Origin of the sequence: Streptomyces sp. 8L, assembly GCF_020176795.1 — a bacterium.
GTDB lineage: Bacteria > Actinomycetota > Actinomycetes > Streptomycetales > Streptomycetaceae > Streptomyces.
Map to the genome: position 1 here is coordinate 1 of NZ_JAIUKE010000156.1, position 26,547 is coordinate 26,547.

At 71.1% G+C, this 26,547-nt stretch carries 17 protein-coding genes and 6 tRNA genes; 11 read left to right on the forward strand and 12 right to left on the reverse strand.

Annotated features, from left to right (window positions below):
* Positions 1-134: 134 nt before the first annotated feature.
* Positions 135-3,593, reverse strand: coding sequence for a glycoside hydrolase family 3 C-terminal domain-containing protein (locus LCE31_RS14915; RefSeq protein ID WP_225014740.1), 3,459 nt, complete (start codon positions 3,591-3,593; stop codon positions 135-137).
* Between the two features lie 515 nt (positions 3,594-4,108).
* Between LCE31_RS14915 and LCE31_RS14920 the strand changes: the two genes are divergently transcribed.
* The 5 genes from LCE31_RS14920 (at position 4,109) to LCE31_RS14940 (ending at position 9,423) form a co-directional block, all read left to right on the forward strand.
* Positions 4,109-4,483 (forward strand): hypothetical protein, encoded by a 375-nt coding sequence (locus LCE31_RS14920; RefSeq protein WP_225014741.1) that lies wholly within the window; start codon positions 4,109-4,111, stop codon positions 4,481-4,483.
* Between the two features lie 215 nt (positions 4,484-4,698).
* Positions 4,699-4,773, forward strand: a tRNA-Asp gene (locus LCE31_RS14925).
* 28 nt (positions 4,774-4,801) lie between these two features.
* Positions 4,802-4,875: transfer RNA gene (locus LCE31_RS14930), tRNA-Phe, on the forward strand.
* A gap of 252 nt (positions 4,876-5,127) precedes the next feature.
* Entirely contained in the window at positions 5,128-9,210 is a 4,083-nt protein-coding gene (gene hrpA / locus LCE31_RS14935; protein WP_225014742.1) for an ATP-dependent RNA helicase HrpA, read from the forward strand.
* 138 nt (positions 9,211-9,348) lie between these two features.
* Positions 9,349-9,423: transfer RNA gene (locus tag LCE31_RS14940), tRNA-Asp, on the forward strand.
* Between the two features lie 891 nt (positions 9,424-10,314).
* Here the strand turns inward: LCE31_RS14940 and bldC are convergent.
* Together bldC and LCE31_RS14950 are read right to left on the reverse strand one after the other, a co-directional pair.
* Positions 10,315-10,521: a developmental transcriptional regulator BldC gene (gene bldC / locus LCE31_RS14945; protein WP_187827830.1), complete on the reverse strand. Its 207-nt coding sequence runs from the start codon at positions 10,519-10,521 to the stop codon at positions 10,315-10,317.
* An 822-nt stretch (positions 10,522-11,343) separates the two neighbouring features.
* Positions 11,344-12,357 (reverse strand): hypothetical protein, encoded by a 1,014-nt coding sequence (locus LCE31_RS14950; protein ID WP_225014743.1) that lies wholly within the window; start codon positions 12,355-12,357, stop codon positions 11,344-11,346.
* A gap of 252 nt (positions 12,358-12,609) precedes the next feature.
* Between LCE31_RS14950 and LCE31_RS14955 the strand changes: the two genes are divergently transcribed.
* Positions 12,610-13,695 (forward strand): Leu/Phe/Val dehydrogenase, encoded by a 1,086-nt coding sequence (locus LCE31_RS14955; RefSeq protein ID WP_225014744.1) that lies wholly within the window; start codon positions 12,610-12,612, stop codon positions 13,693-13,695.
* Between the two features lie 264 nt (positions 13,696-13,959).
* On the forward strand, positions 13,960-14,211 hold the full coding sequence (locus tag LCE31_RS14960) for a DUF3073 domain-containing protein (protein ID WP_225014745.1): 252 nt from the start codon (positions 13,960-13,962) through the stop codon (positions 14,209-14,211).
* Between the two features lie 243 nt (positions 14,212-14,454).
* Here LCE31_RS14960 and purM read toward each other — a convergent pair whose 3' ends face one another.
* From purM to purS, 8 genes are all read right to left on the reverse strand, one after another.
* Entirely contained in the window at positions 14,455-15,534 is a 1,080-nt protein-coding gene (gene purM / locus LCE31_RS14965; RefSeq protein WP_225014746.1) for a phosphoribosylformylglycinamidine cyclo-ligase, read from the reverse strand.
* A 121-nt stretch (positions 15,535-15,655) separates the two neighbouring features.
* On the reverse strand, positions 15,656-17,182 hold the full coding sequence (gene purF, locus LCE31_RS14970) for an amidophosphoribosyltransferase (protein ID WP_225014747.1): 1,527 nt from the start codon (positions 17,180-17,182) through the stop codon (positions 15,656-15,658).
* A gap of 435 nt (positions 17,183-17,617) precedes the next feature.
* The gene (locus LCE31_RS14975) at positions 17,618-18,451 is read right to left on the reverse strand and encodes an META domain-containing protein (RefSeq protein WP_225014748.1); all 834 of its coding nucleotides are present in this window, start codon (positions 18,449-18,451) and stop codon (positions 17,618-17,620) included.
* Positions 18,452-18,605: 154 nt separating this feature from the next.
* Positions 18,606-19,397, reverse strand: coding sequence for a maleylpyruvate isomerase family mycothiol-dependent enzyme (locus LCE31_RS14980; protein ID WP_225014749.1), 792 nt, complete (start codon positions 19,395-19,397; stop codon positions 18,606-18,608).
* 449 nt (positions 19,398-19,846) lie between these two features.
* On the reverse strand, positions 19,847-20,050 hold the full coding sequence (locus LCE31_RS14985; RefSeq protein WP_225014750.1) for a DUF4177 domain-containing protein: 204 nt from the start codon (positions 20,048-20,050) through the stop codon (positions 19,847-19,849).
* Positions 20,051-20,295: 245 nt separating this feature from the next.
* Positions 20,296-22,554 carry a phosphoribosylformylglycinamidine synthase subunit PurL gene (gene purL, locus LCE31_RS14990; protein ID WP_225014751.1) on the reverse strand — a complete coding sequence of 753 codons (2,259 nt, stop codon included), beginning with the start codon at positions 22,552-22,554 and terminating at the stop codon, positions 20,296-20,298.
* A complete protein-coding gene (purQ, locus tag LCE31_RS14995; protein ID WP_225014752.1) occupies positions 22,551-23,234 on the reverse strand; it encodes a phosphoribosylformylglycinamidine synthase subunit PurQ in 684 nt (227 codons plus the stop codon). The genes purL and purQ overlap by 4 nt, the downstream gene beginning before the upstream one ends.
* Positions 23,231-23,503 (reverse strand): phosphoribosylformylglycinamidine synthase subunit PurS, encoded by a 273-nt coding sequence (gene purS / locus LCE31_RS15000; RefSeq protein WP_225014753.1) that lies wholly within the window; start codon positions 23,501-23,503, stop codon positions 23,231-23,233. The genes purQ and purS overlap by 4 nt, the downstream gene beginning before the upstream one ends.
* A gap of 513 nt (positions 23,504-24,016) precedes the next feature.
* Here purS and LCE31_RS15005 point away from each other — a divergent pair.
* The 4 genes from LCE31_RS15005 (at position 24,017) to LCE31_RS15020 (ending at position 25,312) form a co-directional block, all read left to right on the forward strand.
* Entirely contained in the window at positions 24,017-24,352 is a 336-nt protein-coding gene (locus tag LCE31_RS15005) for a histone-like nucleoid-structuring protein Lsr2 (RefSeq protein WP_225014754.1), read from the forward strand.
* A 130-nt stretch (positions 24,353-24,482) separates the two neighbouring features.
* Positions 24,483-24,554: transfer RNA gene (locus tag LCE31_RS15010), tRNA-Gly, on the forward strand.
* Between the two features lie 75 nt (positions 24,555-24,629).
* Positions 24,630-24,702: transfer RNA gene (locus LCE31_RS15015), tRNA-Gly, on the forward strand.
* Positions 24,703-25,239: 537 nt separating this feature from the next.
* Positions 25,240-25,312: transfer RNA gene (locus LCE31_RS15020), tRNA-Gly, on the forward strand.
* A gap of 111 nt (positions 25,313-25,423) precedes the next feature.
* Here LCE31_RS15020 and LCE31_RS15025 read toward each other — a convergent pair.
* Complete coding sequence (locus LCE31_RS15025; RefSeq protein WP_225014755.1) at positions 25,424-26,323, reverse strand: phosphoribosylaminoimidazolesuccinocarboxamide synthase; 900 nt, start codon at positions 26,321-26,323, stop codon at positions 25,424-25,426.
* Positions 26,324-26,547 lie beyond the last annotated feature (224 nt).

Consider the following 26,547-nt stretch of genomic DNA (forward strand, 5'->3'; position numbering starts at 1 on the left):
CAAGCGGGGGCGGCTGTACCTTGCTGGTGCGGGCCTCCGTGGGGGGGGGGGGGGGGGGCGGGGGGGTTCGTGCACGGGGGGGGGGGGGCCCCCCCCCCCCCCCCCTCGCCCGTACGGCCCCGGGGCCGTACGCCTCAGCCGATCGCCGTCGCGAACACGTGCAGCGACGGGTTGTCAGGCAGCGTCACGTACGCCACCTGCTTGCCCGCCGTCAGCGGCACCGACGACGCGTACAGGCTGACCCGGTGGTCGTGCGGCAGCGTGTCCGTGGCCGGGTTGTTCCAGTGCGCCGTGGTGGCGACCAGCGCGCTGCCGGCCACCGCCTCGTTGCTGTACCAGTCGGCCAGCGTCACCGTGCCGGTGGACGTCGTGCCGTCCGTGTACGTGACGGTCGCCTGCCCGGTCTGCGTGCCGTTCGTGCCCGCGCCGAGGAACGCGAGACGCGTCCCCGACCCTCGCACCACCACGGCCTGCCCCGCGCTGGCCACGTCGTCGGGGCTGCCCGCCGCCACGTCCGGCCAGGTGAAGGCGGCGTCGGCCGTCTTCACCTGCCCACCGGGGGTGATCCCCGCGTCGGCCAGCGCCTGCGCCGAGTAGCTGTAGCCGGCGCCGCCGAAGTCGCCGGGCGCCGGGTCCGCGTCGTCCGTCACGCCGACCTCGCCCGCGGCCGACGCCAGCGCCGGATAGGCGACCTGCACCGTCGCCGACCCGTCACCGGGGCTCGTACGGGGCGAGCCCGCGTAGCGGGTGGCGCCGGTCAAGCGCGCGGAACCGCCCTTCGCGCCGGCCGGGACCCGGACGGACCAGGTCGTCGACACCGACGCGCCGGGCGCCACGACGGGGTGCGTCGTCGCGTTCGCGGGCCTCGCCCGCCAGCCCGAGGGCACCGACAGCTTCGCCGTGGCCGCGCGGACCGGCCGCGTCGAGCCGTTGGTGAACGTCGTCTTCACCGAGACCGTGGAACCACCGGCCACCGGCGAGGACGCGGACACCTTCGTGTAGCGCGGGCCCGTCGTCGTACGGACCTCGAAGCCGCCGCTCAGCGGCAGGCTCCGCGAGGAGTCGCCGACGTGCACCCGGTAGGAGCCGGGGGTCAGGGTCCAGGCCTGCGCGTCGCTGTTCCAGTACGACGCGTCCCGCGCCGTCACCTCGAACGTGACCTGCTTCGTCCGGTGGGCCCCGAGGGACACCTTCTGGAAGCCCCTGAGCTGGTTCGCGGGCTCACCGGCCGCCTTCGGGTCGCTCAGATAGAGCTGGGCCACCTCGGAACCGGCGCGCGCGCCCGTGTTGGTGACGTCGGCCGTCACCCGCAGCTTCCCGTTCTCCCGCAGCTCCGGCCCGTCGACCCGCAGGTGGGAGAAGCGGAAGGAGGTGTACGAGAGCCCGTAGCCGAACGGGAACAGCGGCGTCTCGCCCTTCGCGTCGTAGTACTTGTAGCCGACGTCCAGGCCCTCCGAGTACTGGACCTTGCCGTCCACGCCCGGCCACTGGGCGGCGCTCGAAGCGGGCACCTGGTCCAGCGACTTCGGGAACGTCACCGGCAGCTTGCCGGACGGGTTCGCGTCGCCGTACAGGAGCGCGGCGATCGCGTCGCCGGACTCCTGGCCGGGGTACCAGGCCTCGAAGACGCCCTTGACCTGGTCGATCCACGGCATCGTCACGGCGGAGCCGGTGTTCAGCACGACGATCGTGTTCGGGTTGGCCTTGGCGACGGTCTCGATCAGCGCGTTCTGATCGCCCGGCAGGTCGATGCCCGACAGGTCGCTGCCCTCGGACTCGTAGTCGTTGGCGTAGACGATCGCGACGTCCGACTTGGCGGCGAGGTCCGCCGCCTGGCTCGCCAGGTCGCTGCCCGGCGGCTCCCAGCCCAGGTGCACCTCGTCGCCGCCGGTGCCCTGGTAGTAGTCGACCTCGACGGAGACCGGCTCGCCCGCGCTCAGCGTGACCGTCCCGGTCTGGGTGTGGGTGGCCTGGTCGCGCCAGTTGTCGATGACCTGCTTGCCGTCGATGAGCAGCCGGCTGCCGTCGTCGCTGGTCAGCCCGAAGGTGTACGAGCCGGTCGCCGGGGGCGTCAGGGTGCCCGTCCACTTGGTGGAGAAGTTCGTGCCGGGCACGCCGGTGGCGGGGGCCGCGCCGTTCCAGTTGAAGTCGACCTGCGCGTCGGTCCGCGTGGCGGCGGGGGTGCCGCTGAGCGTCGTGTTCGCGTAGTAGTCGCCCGTCAGGCCGTGGCCCGTGCCGGACGACGGGGTCAGGTACTGGCTGTCCACCACCGGCAGCTGCCCGTTCGCGCTGACGTCGCCCTGCGCGTACGTCACCGTCGTGCCGGAGCCCGCGCGCGCCTTGATCCCGTCGTACGGCGTGACGGTGCCGGTGCCCGCGACGGTGGCGCTGCCGCCGCCCGCGCTCATGGTGTCCTTGCCGGCGCCGTCGCCGATGACGGCGATGGACTTCGTCCTCCTCCCGTCCAGCGGAAGCACGTTCCCGCTGTTCTTCAGGAGGACCGCGCCGTCCTCGGCGGCCTTCTTCGCGACCGCGACATGGGCGGCGGTCGACGCGACGGCGTCCGGGGTGTCGGCGGAGGGGTGGTCGAAGAGGCCGAAGCGGAACTCCTCGCGCATGATCCGCGTGACCATGTCGTCCACCCGGGCCCTGGCGACCTGCCCGTTCTGCACGGCCGTCTTGAGGGCCGTACCGAAGTAGGAGTCGTCGGGCATCTGCATGTCCATGCCCGCGTTGGCGGAGGCGGCGGTGGAGTGGGTGCCGCCCCAGTCCGAGGTGATGAAGCCGTCGAAGCCGAACTGGTTCTTGAGGATGTTGTCCAGGTACGCGTTCTCGCAGGCGTACGTGCCGTTGACGGACGAGTACGAGCACATGGCCGACGAGGGCTTGGCCTGGGCCACGATCGTGCCGAAGGCGGCCGTGTAGACCTCCTGCACGGTCCTGTCGTCGATGACAGCGTTGTCGGCGACCGTGTTGCGGTTGGTCTCCTGGTTGTAGACCGCGAAGTGCTTGACCTGGGCCATCACACCCTGCGACTGGATGCCCTCGATGTCCGCGGAGCCGATCTGCCCGGTGAGGTACGGGTCCTCGCTGTACGACTCGAAGGCGCGGCCCCAGCGCGGGTCGCGGACGATGTTCACGGTCGGGCCGAGGTCGACGTCGACGCCCTTGGCCTTGTCCTCGGCACCGATCACCGCGCCGTAGGACTTGGCGACCGACGGGTCGAAGGAGGCCGCGACGTTCGCGGCGGCGGGCAGCTGGGTCGTGTTGTCCATCCGGACGCCGACCGGGCCGTCCTGCATCTTCAGCGCGGGGATGCACAGGCGGCTGTCGCCGGGGATGTAGCCGGTGTACGCGGAGCCCGCGGCCCCGTGCACCATCGTGATCTCCTCGTCCAGCGTCATCTTCGACAGGACCTGGGAGACGCGGTGGTCGACCGGGGCGTGCGAACCGATCCAGGGGCAGTCGGCGGACGAGGCGGAGGCGGGAGCGGGGGCCGCGGCGGTCACGCCCGCGGACGCGGGCACGGCCATCGCGGCGACGAGGAGAGCACCGGACGCGACCGCGGCGAGACGCGGTCTTCTTCTGCGCATACAGAACTCCTGTGGGCAGGACGGGGCGTGAGGAGTGACGAGGTGAGAAGTGACGAGGTGAGAGGTGGAGGTGGGAGAGACGGCGTCGAGAGGGCATCGGGCGAGCATCGGGCGGATAAAACGAGAGAAGACGGGAGAGGACGGGAGGAGGGCCCGAGGGCCGGAGGGAGGACCGGAGAAGGGAACAACCCCGGTGACAGCAGGTGTTCGCGGGAGAACAGAACGAGTTGTTTCTACGGCCTGTCATGTCCAGGGACAAGACAGAGTCGCCGGAATTGGCCGGAACATTGAAGTCACCGCGCGGCCCCCGCGAAAGGTCCGCACCGACAGGCGTAAGGCACCACCCGGACGCCCTGCCCGCGCCCCGGCGGGCGCGCCGCCCGGCCCGCCGTCCCGGCAGGCCGCCGGACGCCCCGGCGCCACGTGCACGGACACCGTTCGAAGTGCGGCGGGCCGAAGTAAGGTACGGGCCACCGCACCGGTAGCAGGCCAGACAGCAGGAAGCGAGCGTGTCCATGCCCGAGAGCCCAGAGCGCTACGCCGCCCGCGTCGTGGACGTACCCGACCAGGGCATCCGGCTGGCGCCCGTCGACGGGGCGGCGGTCCCCGGGGAGCCCACCGAGGCCAACCTGCTCGGCATGGCGGTCGCGCTCGCGCTCGGCGCGGCGGACTACGAGCACCACCCGAAGCCCCGCGACCCCGGGCTCCAGACCATCGAGGCGCTGCTTGCCGGGGACGCCGTCATGCCGTGGCGGGCGACCGCCGAGGTCGCGGGCACCGTGCCGTACGTCGTGTGCGACCGCTCGGCGAGCGGCCACTACAGCTGCCGCGTCCAGCACCGTCCGGACGACGAACCGTTCGGGCCCCTCGGGTCCTCGGAGAACCTCTGACCGCACCCCCCGCCGGGCGCTGTCGTGGGGCGGAGGCGGTGGCCGCCCGGCGGAGCCACGGGCCCCCGGTCACGGCGGTCTCGGCAGGACAGGGCACCCTTCCCGTTCTGATACGCTCATCTAGCGACTTCGGACAAGGAGCACCGCCACCACCACGAAATATCCGGTAGGGGCACGCATCACCGTATGCGAGACTTTGTTCGCACACATCACCTGGTCCTGTGGAGCAGTTTGGAGTGCTCGCCACCCTGTCAAGGTGGAGGCCGCGGGTTCAAATCCCGTCAGGACCGCTGCAGCTTGCCTGTTGTCGGGCTGCGTGGCTGGGTAGCTCAGTTGGTACGAGCGATCGCCTGAAAAGCGATAGGTCGCCGGTTCGATCCCGGCCCCAGCCACATCGGTACGAGAGCGACTCGTCCCCGCACGGAGCGGGGCGGGTCGCTCTCGTCGTATGCGTACGGTCCCGGAGCGCCGGGCGTCCCACAGGAGAGGGCCGGGCGGCGGGCTCCGCCGGGTGTACGTACGTGAGGGTTCGGCCGGGGGCGTACGTACGGGGGCCTGCGGGTGTACGTATGTGAGGGTTCGGCCGGGGGTGCGTGTAATGGGTTCGCCGCTCGGGCGGCCTCGGTGAGATCCTGGGGAGCGGTATGTCTACTTCCCTCGCCGACCTCCAGTCCCTGCTGGCCGAGGTCTCCCTGCGCGACGCGCAGCAGCTCGGCCGCCGGCTCGAAGGCACCCGGCGCATCCGCAAGCCCGAAGCACGCCAGGCCGTGCTGGACGAGATCGCCGCCGAGGCCGGAAAGGCGGCGGAGCGCGTCCGGCTGCGCGCCGCGCGCCTGCCCGAGATCACCTATCCGGAACAGCTCCCCGTCAGCCAGAAGAAGGACACCATCCTGGAGGCGATACGCGACCACCAGGTCGTGATCGTCGCCGGCGAGACGGGGTCGGGCAAGACCACCCAGATCCCCAAGATCTGCCTGGAGCTCGGCCGGGGCGTGCGCGGCATGATCGGGCACACCCAGCCCCGCCGCCTCGCCGCGCGCACGGTCGCCGAGCGCGTCGCGGAGGAGCTGGGCACCCCCCTCGGCGAGACCGTGGGCTGGAAGGTCCGCTTCACCGACCAGGTCAGCCCCGATTCGACGTTCGTGAAGCTGATGACGGACGGCATCCTGCTCGCCGAGATCCAGACCGACCGCGAGCTGCGCGCCTACGACACGATCATCATCGACGAGGCCCACGAGCGCAGCCTCAACATCGACTTCCTGCTCGGCTACCTCGCCCAACTCCTGCCGCGCCGCCCCGACCTCAAGGTCGTCATCACGTCCGCGACGATCGATCCCGAGCGCTTCGCCCGCCACTTCGGCGCCTTCGCGAGCGTGGACGCCACCACCAAGAACGCCACCGCCGAGGGCGCAACCGCCAACGCCCCCGCAGGGAACGCCGCCGCGGGGGAGCGCAGCGCGCCGATCGTGGAGGTCTCGGGCCGTACGTACCCCGTGGAGGTCCGCTACCGGCCCCTCCTCGAAGAAGACGGCGAAGAGGGCGACCGCGACCAGATCACCGCGATCTCCGACGCCGTGGACGAACTCCAGGCCGAGGGCCCCGGCGACATCCTCGTCTTCCTCTCGGGCGAGCGCGAGATCCGCGACACGGCGGACGCGCTGGAGCGGCGGCACCTGAGGAACACCGAGATCCTCCCGCTGTACGCGCGGCTCTCCCACGCCGAGCAGCACCGCGTCTTCCAGCGGCACAGCGGGCGCCGCGTCGTCCTCGCGACGAACGTCGCGGAGACGTCGCTGACCGTGCCCGGCATCAAGTACGTGATCGACCCCGGCACCGCCCGCATCTCCCGCTACAGCCACCGCACCAAGGTCCAGCGGCTGCCGATCGAACCGGTCTCGCAGGCCAGCGCCAACCAGCGCAAGGGCCGCTGCGGCCGTACGTCGGACGGCATCTGCGTCCGGCTGTACTCGGAGGAGGACTTCCTCTCCCGCCCCGAGTTCACGGACGCGGAGATCCTGCGGACGAACCTCGCTTCGGTCATCCTCCAGATGACGGCGGCCGGCCTCGGCGACATCGAGAAGTTCCCCTTCATCGACCCGCCGGACCACCGCAACATCCGCGACGGCGTGCAGCTGCTCCAGGAACTCGGCGCCCTCGACCAGGACCGGAAGGACCAGCGGGGGCGGCTCACCCCGCTCGGCCGCAAGCTCTCCCAGCTGCCCGTCGACCCGCGCCTCGCGCGCATGGTCGTCGAGGCGGACCGCAACGGATGCGTGCGCGAGGTCATGGTGATCGCGGCGGCCCTGTCGATCCAGGACCCGCGCGAACGCCCGGCGGAGAAGCAGGCGCAGGCCGACCAGCAGCACGCCAGATTCAAGGACGAGACGTCCGACTTCCTGGCCTTCCTCAACCTCTGGCGCCATCTGCGCGAGCAGCAGGAGGCCAGGTCGTCGTCCTCGTTCCGGCGGATGTGCAAGGCCGAGTACCTCAACTACCTGCGGATCAGGGAGTGGCAGGACATCTACAGCCAGCTCCGCACGGTCGCACGGCAGATGGGGATCGCCCTGAACGACCAGGACGCCCCGGAGCAGCGCGTCCACGTGTCCCTGCTGGCGGGCCTGCTGTCGCACATCGGCATGAAGGACGTGCGGGACGGCAGGAACGACGGCAAGGGCCAGGCGGACGGCAAGCCGGGCGACGGCGGCAGGGGCGGGCGCGGCGGCGAGTACATCGGCGCGCGCAACGCCAAGTTCGCGATCTTCCCCGGCTCGGCGCTCTTCAGGAAGCCGCCGCGTTTCGTGATGTCCGCCGAGCTGGTGGAGACGTCGCGGCTGTGGGCGCGGGTCAACGCGCGCGTCGAGCCCGAGTGGATCGAGCCGCTCGCCGGCCACCTGGTCAAGCGCACGTACAGCGAGCCGCACTGGGAGAAGGACATGGCGGCCGTGATGGCGTACGAGAAGGTCACGCTGTACGGCGTGCCGATCGTCACCGACCGCAAGGTCAACTACGGCCGTGTCGACGCCGAGGTCTCCCGCGACCTGTTCATCCGCAACGCGCTGGTGGAGGGCGACTGGCGGACCCACCACCAGTTCTTCCACGACAACCGCAAGCTGCTCGGCGAGGTCGAGGAGCTGGAGCACCGCGCCAGGCGCCGCGACATCCTCGTCGACGACGAGACGCTGTTCGACTTCTACGACCAGCGGGTGCCGGACGACGTGGTCTCCGGAGCGCACTTCGACTCCTGGTGGAAGCGCAAGCGCCGCGAGGAGCCCGAACTGCTCGACTTCGAGCGGTCGATGCTCATCAACGAGGCCGCGGAGTCCGTCACCAAGGACGACTACCCGGACACCTGGCGGCAGGGCGGGCTGAAGTTCCGGGTGACCTACCAGTTCGAGCCGGGCGCGGACGCGGACGGCGTGACCGTCCACGTCCCGTTGCAGGTCCTCAACCAGGTGACGGGCGAGGGCTTCGACTGGCAGATCCCGGGCCTGCGCGAGCAGTTGGTGACGGAGCTGATCCGCTCGCTGCCCAAGCCGATCAGACGGCACTACGTACCGGCTCCGAACTTCGCCACGCGCTTCCTCGACCGGGCCGTGCCGCGCCAGGAACCGCTGCCCGCGACGCTCGCGCGCGAACTCCAGCTCATGGTCGGGGTGCCGGTCACGGCGGACGACTTCGACGTGTCCCGCGTACCCGACCACCTGAAGATCACCTTCCGGATCGTCGACGAGCGGCGGCGCAAGCTCGCGGAGGCGAAGGACCTCGAAACCCTCCGCCTCCAGCTGCGCCCGAAGGCCCGCCAGGCCCTCTCCAAGGCGGCGGCCGCGACGGCGGAGCGCTCGGGCGGCGAGGCCATCGAGCGCACCGGCCTGAAGGACTGGACGATCGGCACGCTGGTACGGGTCTTCGAGACGCGCAGGGCGGGCCAGCCGGTCAAGGCCTACCCGGCCCTCGTGGACCAGGGCGACACCGTCGCCGTGCGCCTCTTCGACACCGAGGCCGAGCAGCAGCGCGCGATGTGGCGGGGCACCCGCCGGCTGATCCTGCTGAACATCCCGGTCAACGCGGCGAAGTTCGCGTCCGAGAAGCTCACCAACCAGCAGAAGCTGAACCTGTCCAGCAACCCGCACGGCTCCATCCAGGCGCTGTTCGAGGATTGCGCGACCGCCGCCGCGGACAAGCTGATGGCCGACCGGGGCGGTCCCGCCTGGGACGAGGAGTCGTACCGCAAGCTGTACGACGGCGTCCGGGCCGACCTCGTCGACGCGACGGTGCGGACCGTGGCCCAGGTGCAGCAGATCCTGGCGGCCTGGGGGGCGTGCGAGCGGCGGCTGCGCGCCACGACGAGCCAGGCGCTGCTGCCGAACGTCCAGGACGTCAGGGACCAGCTGGCGCGGCTGGTGCCCGCCGGGTTCGTGACGGCGGTCGGCGTAGGGCGGCTGCCCGACGTGATGCGCTATCTCGTGGCCGCCGACCGGCGGTTGCAGCAGATGCCGACGGCGGTGCAGCGGGACACCACGCGCATGGAGAAGGTCCACGAGATGCAGGACGAGTACGCGTGGCTGCTGGAGCAGCTGCCGCGGGGCCGCCCGGTGCCCGAGCAGGTGGAGAACATCCGCTGGATGATCGAGGAGCTGCGGGTCAGCTACTTCGCCCACGCGCTGGGCACGGCGCAGCCGGTCTCGGACAAGCGGATCGTGAAGGCCATCGACGCGGCGGCGCCGTAGCCGCTCCCGTACCCGCTCCCGCCTTCCCGCCGTAGGCCCGGCCGTAGTCCCGGCATCGCACGGAGTGAGTTCGACCTGACCGTCTGAGCTGCTGTAGAGTCTGTTTCCGCAGCCCGCACTCGTCGGGCGGCGATTCCAGGTCCTGTGGAGCAGTTTGGAGTGCTCGCCACCCTGTCAAGGTGGAGGCCGCGGGTTCAAATCCCGTCAGGACCGCAGTAGCAGTACGGAGAAAAGGGTCGCATCCCCCGGGATGCGGCCCTTTCGCGTTGCCGGGGACAGGTCCGGTGGGCCGCCTCGCCCCGCCGCCCGTCGTCCACAGGCTGGGGAGCACCGGCCCCGGGCGGCTTCCCGCCCCCGGGAGGTTTCCTGAGGGGGCGTCAGGAGCCTCTCAGCGCATCGCGGGGCGTCCGGGGCGTTCCAGGACTTCCGGGGACTTTCCAGCGCCCCAGGGGCCCTGGGGCGCCTTCAGAGACCGCGACGCCGCGCCACCCCCCGGGCAGGCCGATCGTCAGGTCGTACGCGCGGCGCCGATGGCCGCGCCCCGGGCGCACCCCGGCGCGCACCCGGCCGCGCCGGTGGCACCTGGAGCAACGGCGGCAACACCGGGGCAGCGAGGGCCCGCTGGAAACATCCGACGATCCGACAGCGCTGCGATCGCGGCGAAGTTCCCGCGTCGCGGGCGGCAAGTCCACCGACAGTGTGACGCGAGTCACTCAACTCATCGGGAAACATTCCCCACTTAACCCCTGCCTACATACCCTCAATTTTGTATGTGCCATTGCACTCACTCGAAGGACACTTCCACACCTTCCGACACACCGACCAGTCGGATGGTCCAGACCGCTCGCCGCGGGGCCGGCCCGACGGCCGGAAGGGGTCCACCGGGCCCCGACAGCGGCCTCCCGGCCGTGCCCACAACATGTGCACAAAAAAATCGCGCTGGACCCGGCGGAGTCCAGCGCGATCGAACGACTTGCCCGTATTGCCGAGGCATGGGGCCTGTTGGGGCAGGCACCCGTCGTATGGAGCTATGTGCGGGACCGACCGAGTTGGGGGAACTGGCCGAGCCCTGCTTGTTGTGCCTGTTGAGCCCTAATGTGCTGTTCAGGCTTCACTGCGCTGCTGCGGGATACCCGCGAGCAGTGCGCGAACCTCAGCCTCGCGGTACCGGCGATGTCCTCCGAGCGTTCGGATGGACGTGAGCTTGCCTGCCTTTGCCCAGCGTGTGACCGTCTTCGGGTCCACGCGGAACATCGAAGCAACCTCAGCCGGGGTCAGCAGCGGCTCGGCATCAGGGGTGCGAGCGGTCATGAGCGGCCTCCTCGGGAGAACCGAACCATCTCGGTTCTTTCCTCTAAATTCTGCACCTTGACCCACGTTGCCCGAAATGGCGGACGCGGGCCGAGTCGGTTATAGGACGAACGGCTTGTCCTCGGCACTACAACTACACCATCTGTCCAGCCACGTCGGCCAAACCGATGGAATTGCCCTCTGAGGTGTTCATCAGCGGCGGAAGCCGATGGACCATGCCATAGCGGACAGTCACCCGACCGTGACGATCAGTCACAGAACTATCAGGAGCCAACAGACCCCCCATAGAGCGCAATGCCAAGCATTCCGCCCAGACTTGGGCGGAAGGAACCCTCCCCGGACTCCTTGTCCTATTTTGACACGAGGATGGGGGATGGGCACAAGGCCCTTGTTAGTGCGGTCCGTCACGCTTAAGGGCTAAACGCCCGGAATCGGGACGTTGGGCCACACCGAAGGACCATCCCGCCACTGCTGCGGAGCCGGTGGACTCTGTGCGGTCCTGTGCGGCTCTGAGGGACTGCTCTGTGCGGGAGTGTACGGACAATACGTGACGCACGCCGATTCCGGTACGTCGATCTACGCATCCCGTACGCGCACGGCGTCCAGTCATGGCGGACGGCGCTCCCGGGACCCGATGATCACGACCCCCGCACGACGCCCGGAATCGGGCCCGCGGATGCCCCACCCGTACCGGTACGTGCCGGTCGCGGGCCCTGGCCGGGCGGCCACGGCAGGCGGGCGACGGCGGCCGGAGGCGAGTCGGCCGGGCCCCGGGTCAGCCGACGAGGCGGCCCGGGACCCGCCGGCCGCGAGGGTCCCGGGTCAGTTGGCGAACTGGAGGTCCCGGACCGCGCGCCAGCGCTCCGTGAGGCGCGCGTAGGCGGCGCCCGCGCCCTCACCGTCGCCCTCGCGCAGCGCGGCGATGCCCTCCGCCACGTCCGCCGCCGAGTGGTCCTTCGCGAGGTGCTCGTCCGAGAGCACGTGCACGAGACCGCCGTAGTCCAACTCCACGAGCGAGCGCGGGTGGAACTCCTCAAGCCACCGTCCGACGTCGATCAGGCTCTCGGTCAGCGGGCCGTCGTCGATGGTGTCCCTGACCGCCTTGAGCGCGCGCGCCAGCCGCCTGCGGGCCTGCACCATCGGCGTCCGGTAGCGCATCGTCTGCGTGGACGCCGCCCGGTCCTGGGCCCCCGTCGCGCTCTGGTCGCCGGGGCCGTCGCCGGGTGCGGGCGCGGGGCCCTCGCCGGTGCCCTCGGCGTCCGCGGGGGCGTCCGCGTCCCTGCGCGCCCCGGCGTCCGCGTCGGTGTCCGTACCGGCGCCCGCGGGCACGCCGTCGTGGGCGGCGGGCCCCGCCGCGTACTCCCGCTCGTCGTCGGAGAACAGCGCGAACCAGCCCACCGGCACCTGCCAGACCGAGCTCCTGATCCACGGGCGCGCGTCCGGGTTCCCCTCGCGCCAGCGCTCGTAGTCCGCAGCCGCCTGGTCGCGCACCACCTGCGGCAGCATCGCCTCGAGCAGCGAGTCCGGCAGCGTCTCGCCGAGCTCCTCCAGGGCCAGCCACCCCCGCAGCCGCGTCCGCCACGGGCAGACACACACCACCCCGTCCACCTCGGTGACGAACGCGTCCGCGCTCTCGTGCACCCGTACGGGCACCGGCGGCGTCGGCAGCAGGTCGGCGAGCGATCTGCGCTGCTCGTCCTGCGCGGTGGGCGTACGGCCGCGGCGCGCGTACCGCGTCCAGTGCGCGCGCTCCGGTTCGGGGAACGCCGCCAGCGGTTCGTACACCCGCAGGTAGGACGTATAAGGGACCAGTACTGAGGAGGACACCGCCGGCATGCGGGAATCGTCCCACGCCGCGCCCGCGGACGAGAGTCCCCGGGGCGTCCGACGGGCCCCGGCGCCCGGGACGGGCGTGCCCGGACGAGATCGCCGGCAGCCGTCCGGGCGTGCGGCCGACTGCCGCCGACCCGCCTGCCGAAGGGCCGTCCCGGCGCTACGCTCATGCCGAACCGGTACCTCCACGGGTCCTCCCCACCCTCAGGGGGAACCGGAAGGGGCCGGGCCGCTTCGTACTTGGGAGTCACCACCGTGACCGAACCGACCGACGGCGTCCTCAACACGCTCTTCCGCTCCGAGCTGGGCAGACACGAACAAGTCGTGCTCTGCCAGGACCGCGTCTCCGGCCTCAGGGCCGTGCTCGCCCTGCACTCCACCGCCCTGGGCCCGGCCCTCGGCGGCACCCGCTTCTACCCGTACGCCACGGAGGAGGCGGCCGTCGCCGACGCGCTGAACCTCTCCCGCGGCATGTCGTACAAGAACGCCATGGCCGGGCTCGACCACGGCGGCGGCAAGGCCGTGATCATCGGCGATCCCGGGCAGATCAAGACCGAGGCGCTGCTGCTCGCGTACGGCAGGGCCGTCGCGTCGCTCGGCGGCCGGTACGTGACGGCGTGCGACGTCGGCACGTACGTCCAGGACATGGACGTCGTCGCGCGCGCCTGCCGGTGGACGACGGGCCGTTCGCCGGAGGGCGGCGGGGCCGGCGACTCCTCCGTCCTCACCGCCTTCGGCGTGTTCCAGGGCATGCGCGCGAGTGCGCGCGAGCGGTGGGGCGACCCCTCGCTGCGCGGGCGCACCGTCGGCGTGGCCGGCGTCGGGAAGGTGGGCCGCCATCTGGTCGGACACCTGCTGGAGGACGGCGCCGAGGTCGTCGTGACGGACGTGCGCGCCGAATCGGTGGCGTCGCTCACCGAGCGCCACCCCGAGGTGCGCGCGGTCCGGGACACCGAGGCCCTGGTGCGCCTGCCGGGGCTCGACGTCTACGCGCCGTGCGCGCTGGGCGGCGCGCTCGACGACGCGACCGTGCGGAACCTGACCGCGGGGATCGTGTGCGGCGCGGCCAACAACCAGCTCGCGCACCCCGGCGTCGAGAAGGACCTCGCCGAACGCGGCATCCTGTACGCGCCCGACTACGTGGTGAACGCGGGCGGTGTCATCCAGGTCGCCGACGAGCTGCACGGCTTCGACTTCGCGCGGTGCAGGGAGAAGGCCGCGAAGATCTACGACACCACGCTGGAAATCTTCGCACGTGCGAATTCCGACGGCGTTCCCCCGGCCGCGGCAGCGGACCGGATCGCCGAACTCCGGATGGCGGAGGCCGTCGGGCGGGCATGACGGAGGGCCCGGCGAGACGAGACTCACGCCGGTCGGGCGGGTCGACCCCCGAGAAGGGGTTAAAATCGCCACTGACCAGCGAGTACGGGGCGTCTCGCCGGTTCTGCCCCGGGGCGCGTCATGTGGACGGCGTACCGCATGGCCGCGGAAGCAGGTACGGTTGAAGCCCTACGGACGGGACTCTCCGAGGAGAGCTCGTTCTGAAACATGAACGCGTGTCAAGACTCTGGGGCCGAGTAGCCCCGTCACCGAGGGGGTCGAGCCATGGGGCGCGGCCGGGCCAAGGCCAAGCAGACGAAGGTCGCCCGCCAGCTGAAGTACAACAGCGGCGGGACGGATCTGTCGCGCCTGGCCAACGAGCTAGGCGCGTCGACTTCCAGTCAGCCTCCGAACGGCGAGCCGTTCGAGGACGACGAGGAGGAAGACGACCCGTACGCTCAGTACGCGGATCTGTACAACAACGACGAGGACGAGGACGACGATTCGGGTCCCTCGTCACGGCGCCGCGGCGCTTGACGTCTTCACACCTCCATCGTTCTTCGCTCTTCACCTGCCCGGTCCGGGATCGCGGTCGCGGACCGGGTTTGTGCTGAGCCGGGAACCGTGGTTCCGCCTGGCCGGCAGACGCGTGTCACGCCCCGGCCGGGTTTCGCGGTTCCCCGCACGGATCCCGGCCACGCGCCGGGCGCGCCGGGCCTCCGCCCCCGGCGGGTCCGTCCGGCCGGAACGCTCCGGTCGGACCCCGTCCCGACGGCCCGCTCAGGCCGCGTAGTCGCCGGCAAGGGTGGCTCCCGTGGTCGCGCCCGCGCGCTCGGTGATCTCTCCGGCGACCCAGGCGTCGACCCCCCGGTCGGCCAGCGTGGCCAGCGCGGAGTCCACCGACCCCGCCGGCACGACAGCGATCATCCCGACGCCCATGTTCAGCGTCTTCTCCAGTTCGAGGCGCTCGACGCCGCCGGCCGCGCCGACCACCTCGAAGACCGGGGCGGGCCGCCAGGTGGACCGGTCGATCCTGGCGTGCAGCCCGTCCGGGATCACCCGGGCGAGGTTCGCGGCGAGACCGCCGCCCGTCACATGGCTGAACGCGTGCACCTCGGTGGTCCTGGTCAGCGCCAGGCAGTCCAGCGAGTAGATCCGGGTCGGTTCGAGCAGCTCCTCGCCGAGCGTCCTGCCGAACTCCGCGACCTCCCTCTCCAGCGCCCAGCCGGCGCGGTCGAAAACCACGTGCCGGACCAGTGAGTACCCGTTCGAGTGAAGACCGGACGATCCCATCGCGACCACCGCGTCGCCCTCGCGGACGCGGTCCGCGCCGAGCAGCCGGTCCGCCTCGACCACGCCCGTACCGGCGCCCGCGACGTCGAAGTCGTCCTCGCCGAGCAGGCCGGGGTGCTCCGCCGTCTCCCCGCCGACCAGGGCACAGCCGGCGAGCACACATCCCTCCGCGATGCCCTTGACGATCGCGGCGACCCGCTCCGGGTGGACCTTGCCGACGCAGACGTAGTCCGTCATGAACAGCGGCTCCGCACCGCAGACCACCAGGTCGTCGACGACCATGCCGACCAGGTCGTGGCCGATCGTGTCGTAGACGCCCAGCCTGCGCGCCAGGTCCACCTTGGTGCCCACACCGTCGGTCGCGGACGCGAGCAGCGGGCGCTCGTACCGTTTCAGCGCGGACGCGTCGAAGAGGCCGGCGAAGCCGCCGATGCCGCCCAGTACCTCGGGCCTGCGGGTCTTCCTGACCCACTCCTTCATCAGCTCGCCCGCGCGGGCGCCGGCCTCGATGTCGACACCGGCGGCCGCGTAACTGGCGCCGGTGCGGGGGGCGGGGGACTCAGACATGGCGGGAACTTTCGTGTCGTCGAACGTACGGGGCGGCACGGGGTACGGGATGGGCACCGGCCGGCGGCGTACGGGATGTGCGGTACGGGTGGGGTACGGGGGACTCCTGTACGGGCTCCGCCTACGGGCGGCGCAGGGCCTCCGCCGCCGCGGTGCCGGCCGGGCCCGCCGCGAGCTCTGTCTCCAGCAGCTGCTTGCCGAGCAGTTCCGGGTCGGGCAGGTCCATCGGGTACTCGCCGTCGAAGCAGGCACGGCACAGGTCCGGCTTGCCGATGGTGGTGGCCTCGATCATCCCGTCGATGGAGATGTACGAGAGGGAGTCGGCGCCGAGCGAGGTGCCGATCTCCTCGATGGTCATGCCGTTGGCGATCAGCTCGGCGCGGGTGGCGAAGTCGATGCCGAAGAAGCACGGCCACTTGACCGGCGGCGACGAGATGCGGATGTGCACCTCGGCGGCCCCGGCCTCCCGGAGCATCTTCACGAGGGCGCGCTGGGTGTTGCCGCGGACGATCGAGTCGTCCACGACGACGAGGCGCTTGCCCCGGATGACTTCCTTGAGCGGGTTCAGCTTCAACCGGATGCCGAGCTGCCGGATCGTCTGCGACGGCTGGATGAAGGTGCGCCCCACGTACGCGTTCTTGACCAGACCCGAGCCGTACGGGATGCCGCTGGCCTCCGCGTAGCCGATGGCGGCCGGAGTGCCGGACTCGGGCGTCGCTATGACCAGATCGGCCTCGGCCGGCGCCTCCGCGGCAAGTTTTCTGCCCATTTCCACGCGGGACAGATACACATTCCGACCGGCGATGTCGGTGTCGGGACGCGCCAGGTAGACGTACTCGAAGACGCAGCCCTTGGGCTTCGCTTCTGCGAATCGAATCGTTCGCAGTCCGTTCTCGTCGACGGCGATGAACTCGCCGGGCTCGATCTCGCGGACGTACGCGGCGCCGCAGATGTCGAGCGCCGCGGACTCGGACGCCACGACCCAGCCGCGCTCCAGGCGGCCGAGCACGAGCGGGCGGATGCCCTGCGGGTCCCGGGCCGCGTACAGGGTGTTCTCACTCATGAAGACGAGGGAGAACGCACCCTTCACCCGGGGCAGCACCCTGGGCGCCGCCTCCTCCACGGTGAGGGGCTTGCCGTCGTCGTCGGTCTGGCCCGCGAGCAGCGCGGTGACCAGATCGGTGTCGTTGGTGGCCGCGACCTGGGTGGCCCGGCCGTTCTCCTTCGGCAGGGCCGCGACCATCTCCGCGAGTTCCGCGGTGTTCACGAGGTTGCCGTTGTGGCCGAGCGCCACCGAGCCGTGCGCGGGGGCGCGGAACGTCGGCTGGGCGTTCTCCCACACGGAGGCGCCGGTCGTCGAGTAACGCGCGTGACCGACGGCGATATGGCCCTGGAGGGAGCCGAGGGAGGTTTCGTCGAAGACCTGCGAGACCAGGCCCATGTCCTTGAAGACGAGGATCTGGGACCCGTTGCTCACTGCGATGCCCGCGGACTCCTGTCCGCGGTGCTGCAAGGCATACAGTCCGAAATAGGTGAGCTTGGCGACCTCTTCTCCCGGAGCCCAGACACCGAAGACGCCACACGCGTCCTGGGGGCCCTTCTCTCCGGGGAGCAGGTCGTGGCTGAGTCGTCCATCACCACGAGGCACGCAACCGAGTGTAGGCGAGATCGACCACTGGTCCGAATTGGGGATGCGGAAAATCCGGGCCATGACCTCCGGGTCGCGAGGCGGTCGCGACACAGCGTCACCGCCGCGCCCCGGACCGTACGGCCCGCGAGCTCCTGTGTCCCTCCTGTGTCCGCTCCCCCGCCCGTGTCCCGCTCGTGTCCCACCCGCGCCCCGCCCGTGTTCCGGGGCCCCGGGACCGCTTGTCCGGCCGTCGCTCCCGTCCCGGACGGCGGACACGCGCCGGAGCGGCCGGACGGTGATCCAGCTCATATGTGACCTTGCCCCCAGCCGACCGCACCGGCCGCACCGAGGGCTTCCGCCCGCGCGGCGGGGGTTGCGCGCTGCGGGGCGCGGGGTGCGCTGCGTGTAGGGGCTCCGCGTCCGGTCCGCTTCCGGTCCGCTCCCCCGGTGCGGCTAGCCGCGGACGGCGGCCAGGCCGTTCCCGTCCGCGGCCTTCAGGAACAACGCCTTGTGGCTGACCTGCACCGTCACCGTGCCCCGCAACACCTTGAGCACGCCCTTCTCCAGTTCGGTCACCGCGGGCGAACACGCCATCCTGGTCGACAGGACAGGTCCGAACACCACCTTGGAGCCGCTGATCCTGGCGGACGCGTGGAAGCTGTTGCACCCCAGGCTGCCGGTGACCGTCCCGTCCTTGCCGAAGGTGAAGTGCGCCTTGGCCGCGGTGCCCTTCGGCAGTGTCGCGGAGGACTTCGGGCCGGCCAGGGCATCGACCGTCCAGTCCGTCCCGACCAGTGGCGCCGCGGGGCGCGTCGTCAGGGCGACACGGGTGCCGGGGTGCTCCTGAGAGGTCAGCACGAGCTGCCTGTCGTCCGCCGCGTGACCGCTGACCTCGGCCTTCAGCGTCCCCTTGAACGCGTCGCCGACCGCTTCCTCGTACTGCTCCAGATACATCGAGCATCCGGTGAACGTTCTGTTCAGGCCGCCCACCACGGTGATCCGGTCATCATCGACCCGGACCCGGCCGCGGTAGCCGTTGCAGCCCGTACCCAGGGCGATGCTTCCGTCCCGTCCGATCTCCATGGTCGCGGCGGCGGGCACCGCGGGCTTCGCGCCGCCCACGGAGAGTGCGTCGACCTTCCACCGCACGCCGGCCAGGGGCAGGCCGGTCCGCACCGGGCCGCTGCTCGCGGCCGGGCCCGGGTCCGCCGTGGACTGTGTGCCGCAAGCGGCCGTGAGGGCCAGCAGTGCGGCGATGCCGAGAGGGGCGATCTGCTGCTTCTGCATATCTCTCGGACGATGCAACGCCACACACGGTTCCGCAACCGCGACGAGCGGTGACACTCCGCGACCACGCGGGCGGATGCCGGAGCCCCGAGCAGTCCGCCCGTCGGACGGGAAGGCCGCCCTTCGGGCGAGGGCGGCCTGTCGGACGGGAGGGTCAGCTCATCAGGGGAAGCAGCTCCGACAGGTCCGCGCGCTCCCCGCTCGCGCTGACCTCGGCCTCGGCCAGCGCCTCGTGCCATGCCGTGCGCCCGGTGGCCAGCCGCAGCCAGACGAGCGGCTCCGCCTCCACCACGTTGGGCGGCGTGCCCCGCGTGTGCCGTGGCCCCTCGACGCACTGGACCACCGCGTACGGCGGAATCCGCACCTCCGTCGACGCCCCGGGGGCGCGTACCGCCAGCGCGTCGGCCAGCAGCCGGGTCGCCGTCGCGAGCGCCTGGCGGTCGAACGGCACCGACAGGCCCGCCGCGCGATTGAGGTCGTCGGTGTGGACGACCAGCTCCACCGTGCGGGTGACCAGGTAGTCGCCGAGCCGCATGGCGCCGGCGCTGGTCGCGATCAGCCGGTCCGCCGGCGCCTCAGGGAGCAGCGTCGCCGCCCGGTCCGCGACCACCGTGAACAGCTCCTCCGGTTCACGCGACGCCGCAAGCGCCTCCACGCGGTCGGCGATGCCGCCCGCCCGTGAGGCCGTGGCGAACGGCCAGTCGAGCAGCGGCACCGCGGGCCCGTCGGGCTCCGGAGCCTCCAGGCCCTGGTTCACCGCCTCAAGCGCCATCGTCAGATGGGCCGCCAGCTCCCTGACCGTCCACGTACCCAGCCCCGTCGGCAGCGCGAACCGGTCCGATGCGAGCCCTCTCACAGCTTCCCGGGCATGCTCGAACTGGGCGAGGAGAGCGGTACGCGTCCGCTCGTGGTCATAGCTGCGGAGGCGCTTCTTGGCTGGCGGCACGGGACGAGATTAGCCGAGCCCGCGGGCCCGGTGGCCGGTGTCGCCCGGCACGACCCGTATCACGAGGGCCGGCCGGCTGATCCGATGCGCCACCACCATGATCTTGCGCGGCGGGTCCCCGCGGGCGCGGCCGGGAAACGCCTGATGCCGGGCCGACATGGTGCCGGCGCCGGCATCGTGCGACCGTAACGGCCGCTCGGGGACTGCCCGTTCAGGGTCCGGGGACTGCCCGTTCACCCCTCGGTTCTGCCCGTTCGGCGCCCGGAAACGGCCCGTTCAGGCCCCGGACAACCGTTCGCAGGGCCCCAGCACTGCCCGTTCGGGGCATGTGGCTGCCCGTCCAGGCTCCGGCCAGTGCCCATTCAGGCCCTGTCCACTGCCCGTTCAGGCGTCCCGCGCGGCCCGTTCAAGGTCTCGCGCGGCCTGTACGGGCGTCACGCGCGGCCCGTTCAGGCCTCACGCGGGCGCTCGAACGTCAGGAGCAGGCCCTCGACCGCGCCCGGGCCGACCCGGCCCTTCACGTCCGCGGCGGTGATGGCCTTGAGCGCCCAGCCGTCCTCCGCGTGCTTGTTGAGCGTCTTCTCCAGCTTTCCGCTGTCGAGGGCGTCGCCGATCAGCGATTCCCTGAACGACACGACCTTGTACTCGAACATGGGGCGTTCCCCTCGCTCATGACCTCTGTCCGCACGGCGGGACGCGTGCGGCGTCCAGCCAATCACGCGGCTCGACGGGCCGGGCCCGGGCCCCCCCCCCCCCCCCCCGGGGGGGGGGCCCCCCGCCCCCCCCCGGGCGGCCGCCGGGCGGGGGGGGGGCGGGCCCCCCCCCCCCCGGGGCCCCCGGGGCCGGCCCCCCCCCCCCCCCCCGGGGGGGGGCCCGGGCCGGGCTCCGGCGAAGGGCCTCAGGCCAGCAGCGCCGGGATCGCTCCCTCGTGCGCCGCGCGCAGCTCCTCCAGCCCCACCGTGAACTCGCCCTGAACCTCGACCACATCGCCGTCCACCACACCGATCCGGGTCGCGGGCAGCCCCCGCGCACCGCACATGTCGGTGAAGCGCAGCTCCTCGCTGCGCGGCACGGAGACGACCGCGCGGCCAGCGGACTCGCTGAACAGCAGGGTGAAGGCGTCCAGGCCGTCCGGCACGATCAGCCGGGCGCCGTGTCCGCCGCGCAGGCAGGACTCGGTGACGGCCTGGATCAGACCGCCGTCGCTCAGGTCGTGCGCGGCGTCGATCATGCCGTCGCGTGAGGCCGAGACGAGGATCTCGCCGAGCAGTTTCTCCCGGTCCAGGTCCACGGCCGGCGGCAGCCCGCCGAGGTGGTCGTGGACCGCCTGCGACCAGGCGGAGCCGCCGAACTCCTCGCGGGTGTCGCCGAGCAGGTAGAGCAGCTGGCCGTCCTCCGCGAAGGCCATCGGCGTACGGCGGGCCACATCGTCGATCACACCGAGCACGGAGACGACCGGCGTCGGGTGGATCGCCGCCTCGCCCGTCTGGTTGTAGAGCGACACGTTGCCGCCGGTCACCGGCGTCCCGAGCTGGAGGCAGCCGTCCGCGATGCCGCGTACGGCCTCCGCGAACTGCCACATCACCGCCGGGTCCTCGGGCGAACCGAAGTTGAGGCAGTCCGAGACCGCGAGCGGCCGGGCGCCCGAGGCCGCCACATTGCGGTACGCCTCCGCGAGCGCGAGCTGCGCGCCGGTGTACGGGTCGAGCTTGGTGAACCGGCCGTTGCCGTCGCTGGAGAGCGCGACGCCGAGGCCCGTGGCCTCGTTGATCCGCACCATGCCGGTGTCCTCCGGCTGGGCCAGGACGGTGTTGCCCTGCACGAACCGGTCGTACTGGTCGGTGACCCACGCCTTCGAGGCCTGGTTCGGGGAGCCGACCAGCTTCAGGACCTGCGCCCGCAGCTCGTCCGCGTCCGCCGGGCGCGGCAGCCGGTTCGCGTCGTCCGCCTGGAGCGCGTCCTGCCAGTCGGGGCGCGCGTAAGGACGCTCGTAGACCGGGCCCTCGTGCGCGACGGTACGCGGGTCGACGTCGACGATCTTCTCGCCGTGCCAGAAGATCTCCAGCCGGTCGCCGTCGGTGACCTCCCCGACGACCGTGGCGATGACGTCCCACTTCTCGCAGATCGCGAGGAAGCGCTCGACCTTCGACTCCTCCACGACGGCGCACATGCGCTCCTGCGACTCGCTCATGAGGATCTCCTCGGGCGAGAGCGTGGAGTCGCGCAGCGGAACGTCGTCCAGCTCGACGCGCATGCCGCCCGAGCCGTTCGAGGCCAGCTCGCTCGTCGCGCAGGACAGGCCCGCGGCGCCGAGGTCCTGGATGCCGACGACGAGCTTCTCCGCGAACGCCTCCAGCGTGCACTCGATGAGCAGCTTCTCCTGGAAGGGGTCACCGACCTGGACCGCGGGACGCTTCGACGGCTTCGTCGCGTCGAACGTCTCGGACGCCAGGATGGACGCGCCGCCGATGCCGTCGCCGCCGGTACGGGCCCCGTACAGGACGATCTTGTTGCCGGAACCCGACGCCTTCGCGAGGTGGATGTCCTCGTGCCGCATCACGCCGATCGCGCCGGCGTTGACGAGCGGGTTGCCCTGGTAGCAGGCGTCGAAGACGAGTTCACCGCCGATGTTCGGCAGGCCGAGGCTGTTGCCGTACCCGCCGATGCCCGCGACGACACCCGGCAGCACGCGCTTGGTGTCCGGGTGGTCGGCCGCGCCCATGCGCAGCGGGTCCACGACGGCCACGGGCCGCGCGCCCATCGCGATGATGTCGCGGACGATGCCGCCGACGCCGGTGGCCGCGCCCTGGTAGGGCTCGACGTACGAGGGGTGGTTGTGCGACTCGACCTTGAACGTGACCGCGTACCCCTCGCCGACGTCCACCACGCCGGCGTTCTCACCGATACCGACGAGCATCGCGTCGTTCCGGGGGACCTTTTCGCCGAACTGCCTCAGGTGCACCTTGCTGCTCTTGTACGAGCAGTGCTCGGACCACATGACGGAGTACATGGCGAGTTCGGCGCCGGTCGGGCGGCGGCCGAGGATCTCCCGCACGCGCGCGTACTCGTCCTCCTTGAGGCCGAGTTCCCTCCAGGGCTGCTCGACGTCGGGCGTCTTGGTCGCGTTGTCCACCGTGTCGAGAGGGGTGCGGCTCATGAGGCGCTTACCAGCTTCTTGAGGATCGAGGTGAAGAATCCGAGGCCGTCGGTGCCGCCCGTACCGATCAGCGGCTCGACCGCGTGCTCGGGGTGCGGCATGAGGCCCACGACGTTGCCCGCGGCGTTGGTGATGCCGGCGATGTCCCGGAGCGAGCCGTTCGGGTTGCCGCCGAGGTAGCGGAAGGCGACCCGGCCCTCCGCCTCCAGCTCGTCGAGCGTGTGCGCGTCGGCGACGTACCGCCCGTCGATGTTCTTCAGGGGGATACGGATCTCCTGGCCCGCCGAGAAGTCGGCGGTCCAGGCCGTGCGCGCGTTCTCGACGCCCAGCCTCTGGTCCTTGCACACGAAGTGCAGGTGGTTGTTGCGGAGCATGGCGCCAGGCAGCAGATGCGTCTCCGTGAGGACCTGGAAGCCGTTGCAGATCCCGAGGACCGGCATGCCCCCCTTGGCCTGCTCGATGACCTGTTCCATCACCGGGGAGAAGCGGGCGATGGCGCCCGCGCGCAGATAGTCGCCGTAACTGAATCCACCGGCGAGCACGACCGCGTCGACCTGCTTCAGGTCCTTGTCGCGGTGCCAGAGTGAGACCGGCTCGGCACCGGCGATACGCGCGGCACGCAGCGCGTCGCGGTCGTCGAGCGTCCCTGGAAAGGTGACGACTCCGATGCGGGCGGTCACTTCCCCGGCTCCGCGCTCTCCACCGGCTCCTCGACCTTTACCGCGAAGTCCTCGATCACGGTGTTGGCGAGGAACGTCTCCGCCATCTCGTGGATACGGGCGAGGGCGGCGTCGTCCACCGGCCCCTCGACCTCCAGCTCGAAACGCTTTCCCTGGCGGACGTCGGCGATGCCCTCGAATCCGAGACGGGGCAGCGCGCGCTGCACGGCCTGTCCCTGCGGGTCGAGGATCTCCGGCTTGAGCATGACGTCGACTACGACGCGTGCCACTGGCACTCCCGGTGGTGTGGTGCGGGCTGTGTTCGCTGTGTCATCGGGGGGAGGCCCCGGACTCTGAGACTCCGGACTCTGAGACTCCGGACTCTGAGACCTGAGGCTCCAGACTCCGAGACTCCGGACTCCGAGGGGCCGTCGTCCCCTCGACAGTGAATCCCTGGGAATCCCCCTCGACCCCCCGAGCTCCCCTCAGCGTACCCGTACCGAGGATCTACGCGGGTAGATATCCCAGGTCACATCGCGGCACCCAGATCACGTCCCGATATAGCGGGGCAGCGGGCCCGGAAAACGCGGACCGAAAAACCCGCCGTCACCCTCCTCCATTGAGGCAGGACACGCTGAGACAATTGACCGGGCTTCACAATGCCGTACCTTCCGCTGTACAAAGGAATACAGCAAAAAAACAGCATTGTCCGAGAACAGCCGGAAGACCGGTATCGCCGCACGTCAGCCCTGCGCAAACGCGGGCCGGGAGCGCCGCGGTGCCGCAGGAAAGGACCGATATCCGTGGCGCAACGCGTAGTGGTCACTCTCTCCGACGACATCGATGGCGGAGAAGCGGCGGAAACGGTCGCGTTCGGTCTGGACGGCAAGTCGTACGAGATCGACCTGAATCCCTCCAATGCGAAGAAACTCCGCAAGGCCCTCGCCCCCTACGTGGCGGCCGGCCGCAAGCAGACAAACGCCTCCAGGCGGGGCAAGTCGCGCGCTTCCTACCAGCACACCTCACTCGACCCCGACCCCGCCGCGGTGCGCGCGTGGGCGCAGTCGCACAAGATGGACGTGCCGGCCAGGGGCCGCATCCCCAAGCGGGTCTACGAGGCGTTCCGCGAGGCCAGTTGACCGACCGGGGGCCCGGCGCGCGATGCCGACCGGGCCCGGGCGCCCTCGATTTGCCATCCACCCCAGGTGATCGGCTAGAGTCTGGAACACGCCGAGGGGCAAGGCCGAAAGGCAAGAACCTCCGGAGCGTGCGGGTGTAGTTCAGTAGTAGAACGCCCCCTTTCCAAGGGGGAGGCGCAGTGTGCAATTCCTGTCACCCGCTCCGCATCGCTCTCCGACCACTCAACTGGATCGGGTAGGGTGATGAACACATCTGATCCCTGGATCTTTGATGTGTGCGGACGTGGCTCAGTTGGTAGAGCATCACCTTGCCAAGGTGAGGGTCGCGAGTTCGAATCTCGTCGTCCGCTCGGTGAACAAAGGCCCTGGTCGAATCGACCAGGGCCTTTGTCGTGTTTCCGATACGCCTCGGGGGCGGCGACGCGTGCGCCTCGGGTGTGGTTCGCGCGCGCCTCGCTCGTTGCCTCGGGGGCGGCTTCACGCGGGGGTCAAGGAGGCCGACGCCCTCCCGTGCGATGTCGACCTGCTGGATGAGGGACTCGAATGTCGATCCCACTCGTTCGGGGCTCGGAGCGCGGGGCTCGGGGCTCGGAGCGCGGGCCTCGGGACTCGGGCCGCCCGCTTCGGGCGGTCCGGCTCGGCACCCCAGCCCACGCGGGCACGGCTCGCGGCCGTGTGGCGATGGACACATCCGTACGGCAGGGCTGCCGGGCCCGGACGCCGAGGCCGACGGGCCCGAGCAGGCCGAACCCGTCAGAGGCGGTACGGCACCCGTGATCGTGGGCCCTGACGCGGCGCGCGGGCCGGCGACCGCCGACGGACGGCCGGGCTCGCACCCGAACGAGGTTGGGTATAGTGGGGGACGCGCCGGAGCACCAAGGGCGTATGCGGACGTAGCTCAGCTGGTAGAGCGCAACCTTGCCAAGGTTGAGGTCGCGAGTTCGAACCTCGTCGTCCGCTCATGGGAAGGCCCCCTCTCGATCGAGGGGGGCCTTCTTCCGTATCGCGCCCCGGTGTCCCGGCGGCCCCGGTGTTCGGGGTGCCGGGCCGTCGGTTCCCTCAGTGCCCCGCTCAGTTCCAGGTCGTGCCGGTGATGCGCTCGTACGCCTCCAGGTACTTGGCGCGGGTCGCCTCGACGACCTCCTGGGGCACCTCCGGCGGCGGCTGCTCGCCGTCGCGGTCCCAGCCGGAGGCCGGTGACGTCAGCCAGTCGCGCACGTACTGCTTGTCGTACGAAGGCTGGGCGTGGCCCGGCTCCCACTCCTCGGCGGGCCAGAAGCGGGACGAGTCCGAGGTCAGGACCTCGTCGGCGAGGACGAGCCGGTCGCCGTCGAAGCCGAACTCGAACTTGGTGTCGGCGAGGATGATGCCCCGGTCCCGGGCCACGTCGCGTGCGCGTGCGTAGATGTCGAGGGTCGTACGGCGCAGCAGCGCGGCCGTCTCGGCGCCGACCTGGCGGGCGATCTCCTCGTACGACACGTTCTCGTCGTGGTCGCCGACCTCCGCCTTCGTCGCGGGCGTGAAGATCGGGGCCGGCAGCTCGGAGCCGTCCACGAGGCCCTCGGGCAGGGCGAGCCCGCACACCGTACGGGTCTCGCGGTACTCGGCGAGGCCGGAACCGGTCAGGAAGCCGCGGGCGACGCATTCGACCGGGATCATCTTGAGCGGTGTGCAGATCATCGTGCGCCCCTCCCAGTCGGCGGGGGCGCCCGGGGGGAGGTCGGTCGAGATCACGTGGTTCGGCACGATGTCGGTGAGGCGGTCGAACCACCAGAGCGACAGCTGCGTGAGAATCCTGCCCTTGTCCGGGATCTGGGTGGGCAGCACCCAGTCGTACACGGAGATGCGGTCCGTCGCGACCATGACGAGGTCCCCGGCCTCGTTGCGGTAGAGATCACGGACCTTGCCCGTGTGCAGGTGCAGCAGGCCCGGAACCTCGATCGGCTCGGGTTTCTCCACGAATCCGGCCATGTCGGTACGCCCTCTCTGCGATCCCCTGACGGGTCCCTGGTAACGGGGCGTCCGCCTTGTCCGGCCGAGCTTGTGCCGCTCGGCGCTGTCGCGGGCCCCGGCGATCTGCGCGATCACTCCCTCGATTCTCCCGCACGGGCGGAGCGTAGGAGTCCGCAGGGGCACAGCCGCCTTCGCGCGGGCGGAGGCCCGGGGACGGAACGGGCTGGGGAGGGGACCGGAAG

What these genes read in the sequence shown, in the direction of transcription:
- LCE31_RS14915 (WP_225014740.1), bottom strand. Translation starts at nt 3,593, where the DNA reads ATGCGCAGAAGAAGACCGCGTCTCGCCGCGGTCGCGTCCGGTGCTCTC.
- LCE31_RS14920 (WP_225014741.1), top strand. Translation starts at nt 4,109, where the DNA reads ATGCCCGAGAGCCCAGAGCGCTACGCCGCCCGCGTCGTGGACGTACCC.
- hrpA (WP_225014742.1), top strand. Translation starts at nt 5,128, where the DNA reads ATGTCTACTTCCCTCGCCGACCTCCAGTCCCTGCTGGCCGAGGTCTCC.
- bldC (WP_187827830.1), bottom strand. Translation starts at nt 10,521, where the DNA reads ATGACCGCTCGCACCCCTGATGCCGAGCCGCTGCTGACCCCGGCTGAG.
- LCE31_RS14950 (WP_225014743.1), bottom strand. Translation starts at nt 12,357, where the DNA reads ATGCCGGCGGTGTCCTCCTCAGTACTGGTCCCTTATACGTCCTACCTG.
- LCE31_RS14960 (WP_225014745.1), top strand. Translation starts at nt 13,960, where the DNA reads ATGGGGCGCGGCCGGGCCAAGGCCAAGCAGACGAAGGTCGCCCGCCAG.
- purM (WP_225014746.1), bottom strand. Translation starts at nt 15,534, where the DNA reads ATGTCTGAGTCCCCCGCCCCCCGCACCGGCGCCAGTTACGCGGCCGCC.
- LCE31_RS14975 (WP_225014748.1), bottom strand. Translation starts at nt 18,451, where the DNA reads ATGCAGAAGCAGCAGATCGCCCCTCTCGGCATCGCCGCACTGCTGGCC.
- LCE31_RS14985 (WP_225014750.1), bottom strand. Translation starts at nt 20,050, where the DNA reads ATGTTCGAGTACAAGGTCGTGTCGTTCAGGGAATCGCTGATCGGCGAC.
- purL (WP_225014751.1), bottom strand. Translation starts at nt 22,554, where the DNA reads ATGAGCCGCACCCCTCTCGACACGGTGGACAACGCGACCAAGACGCCC.
- LCE31_RS15025 (WP_225014755.1), bottom strand. Translation starts at nt 26,323, where the DNA reads ATGGCCGGATTCGTGGAGAAACCCGAGCCGATCGAGGTTCCGGGCCTG.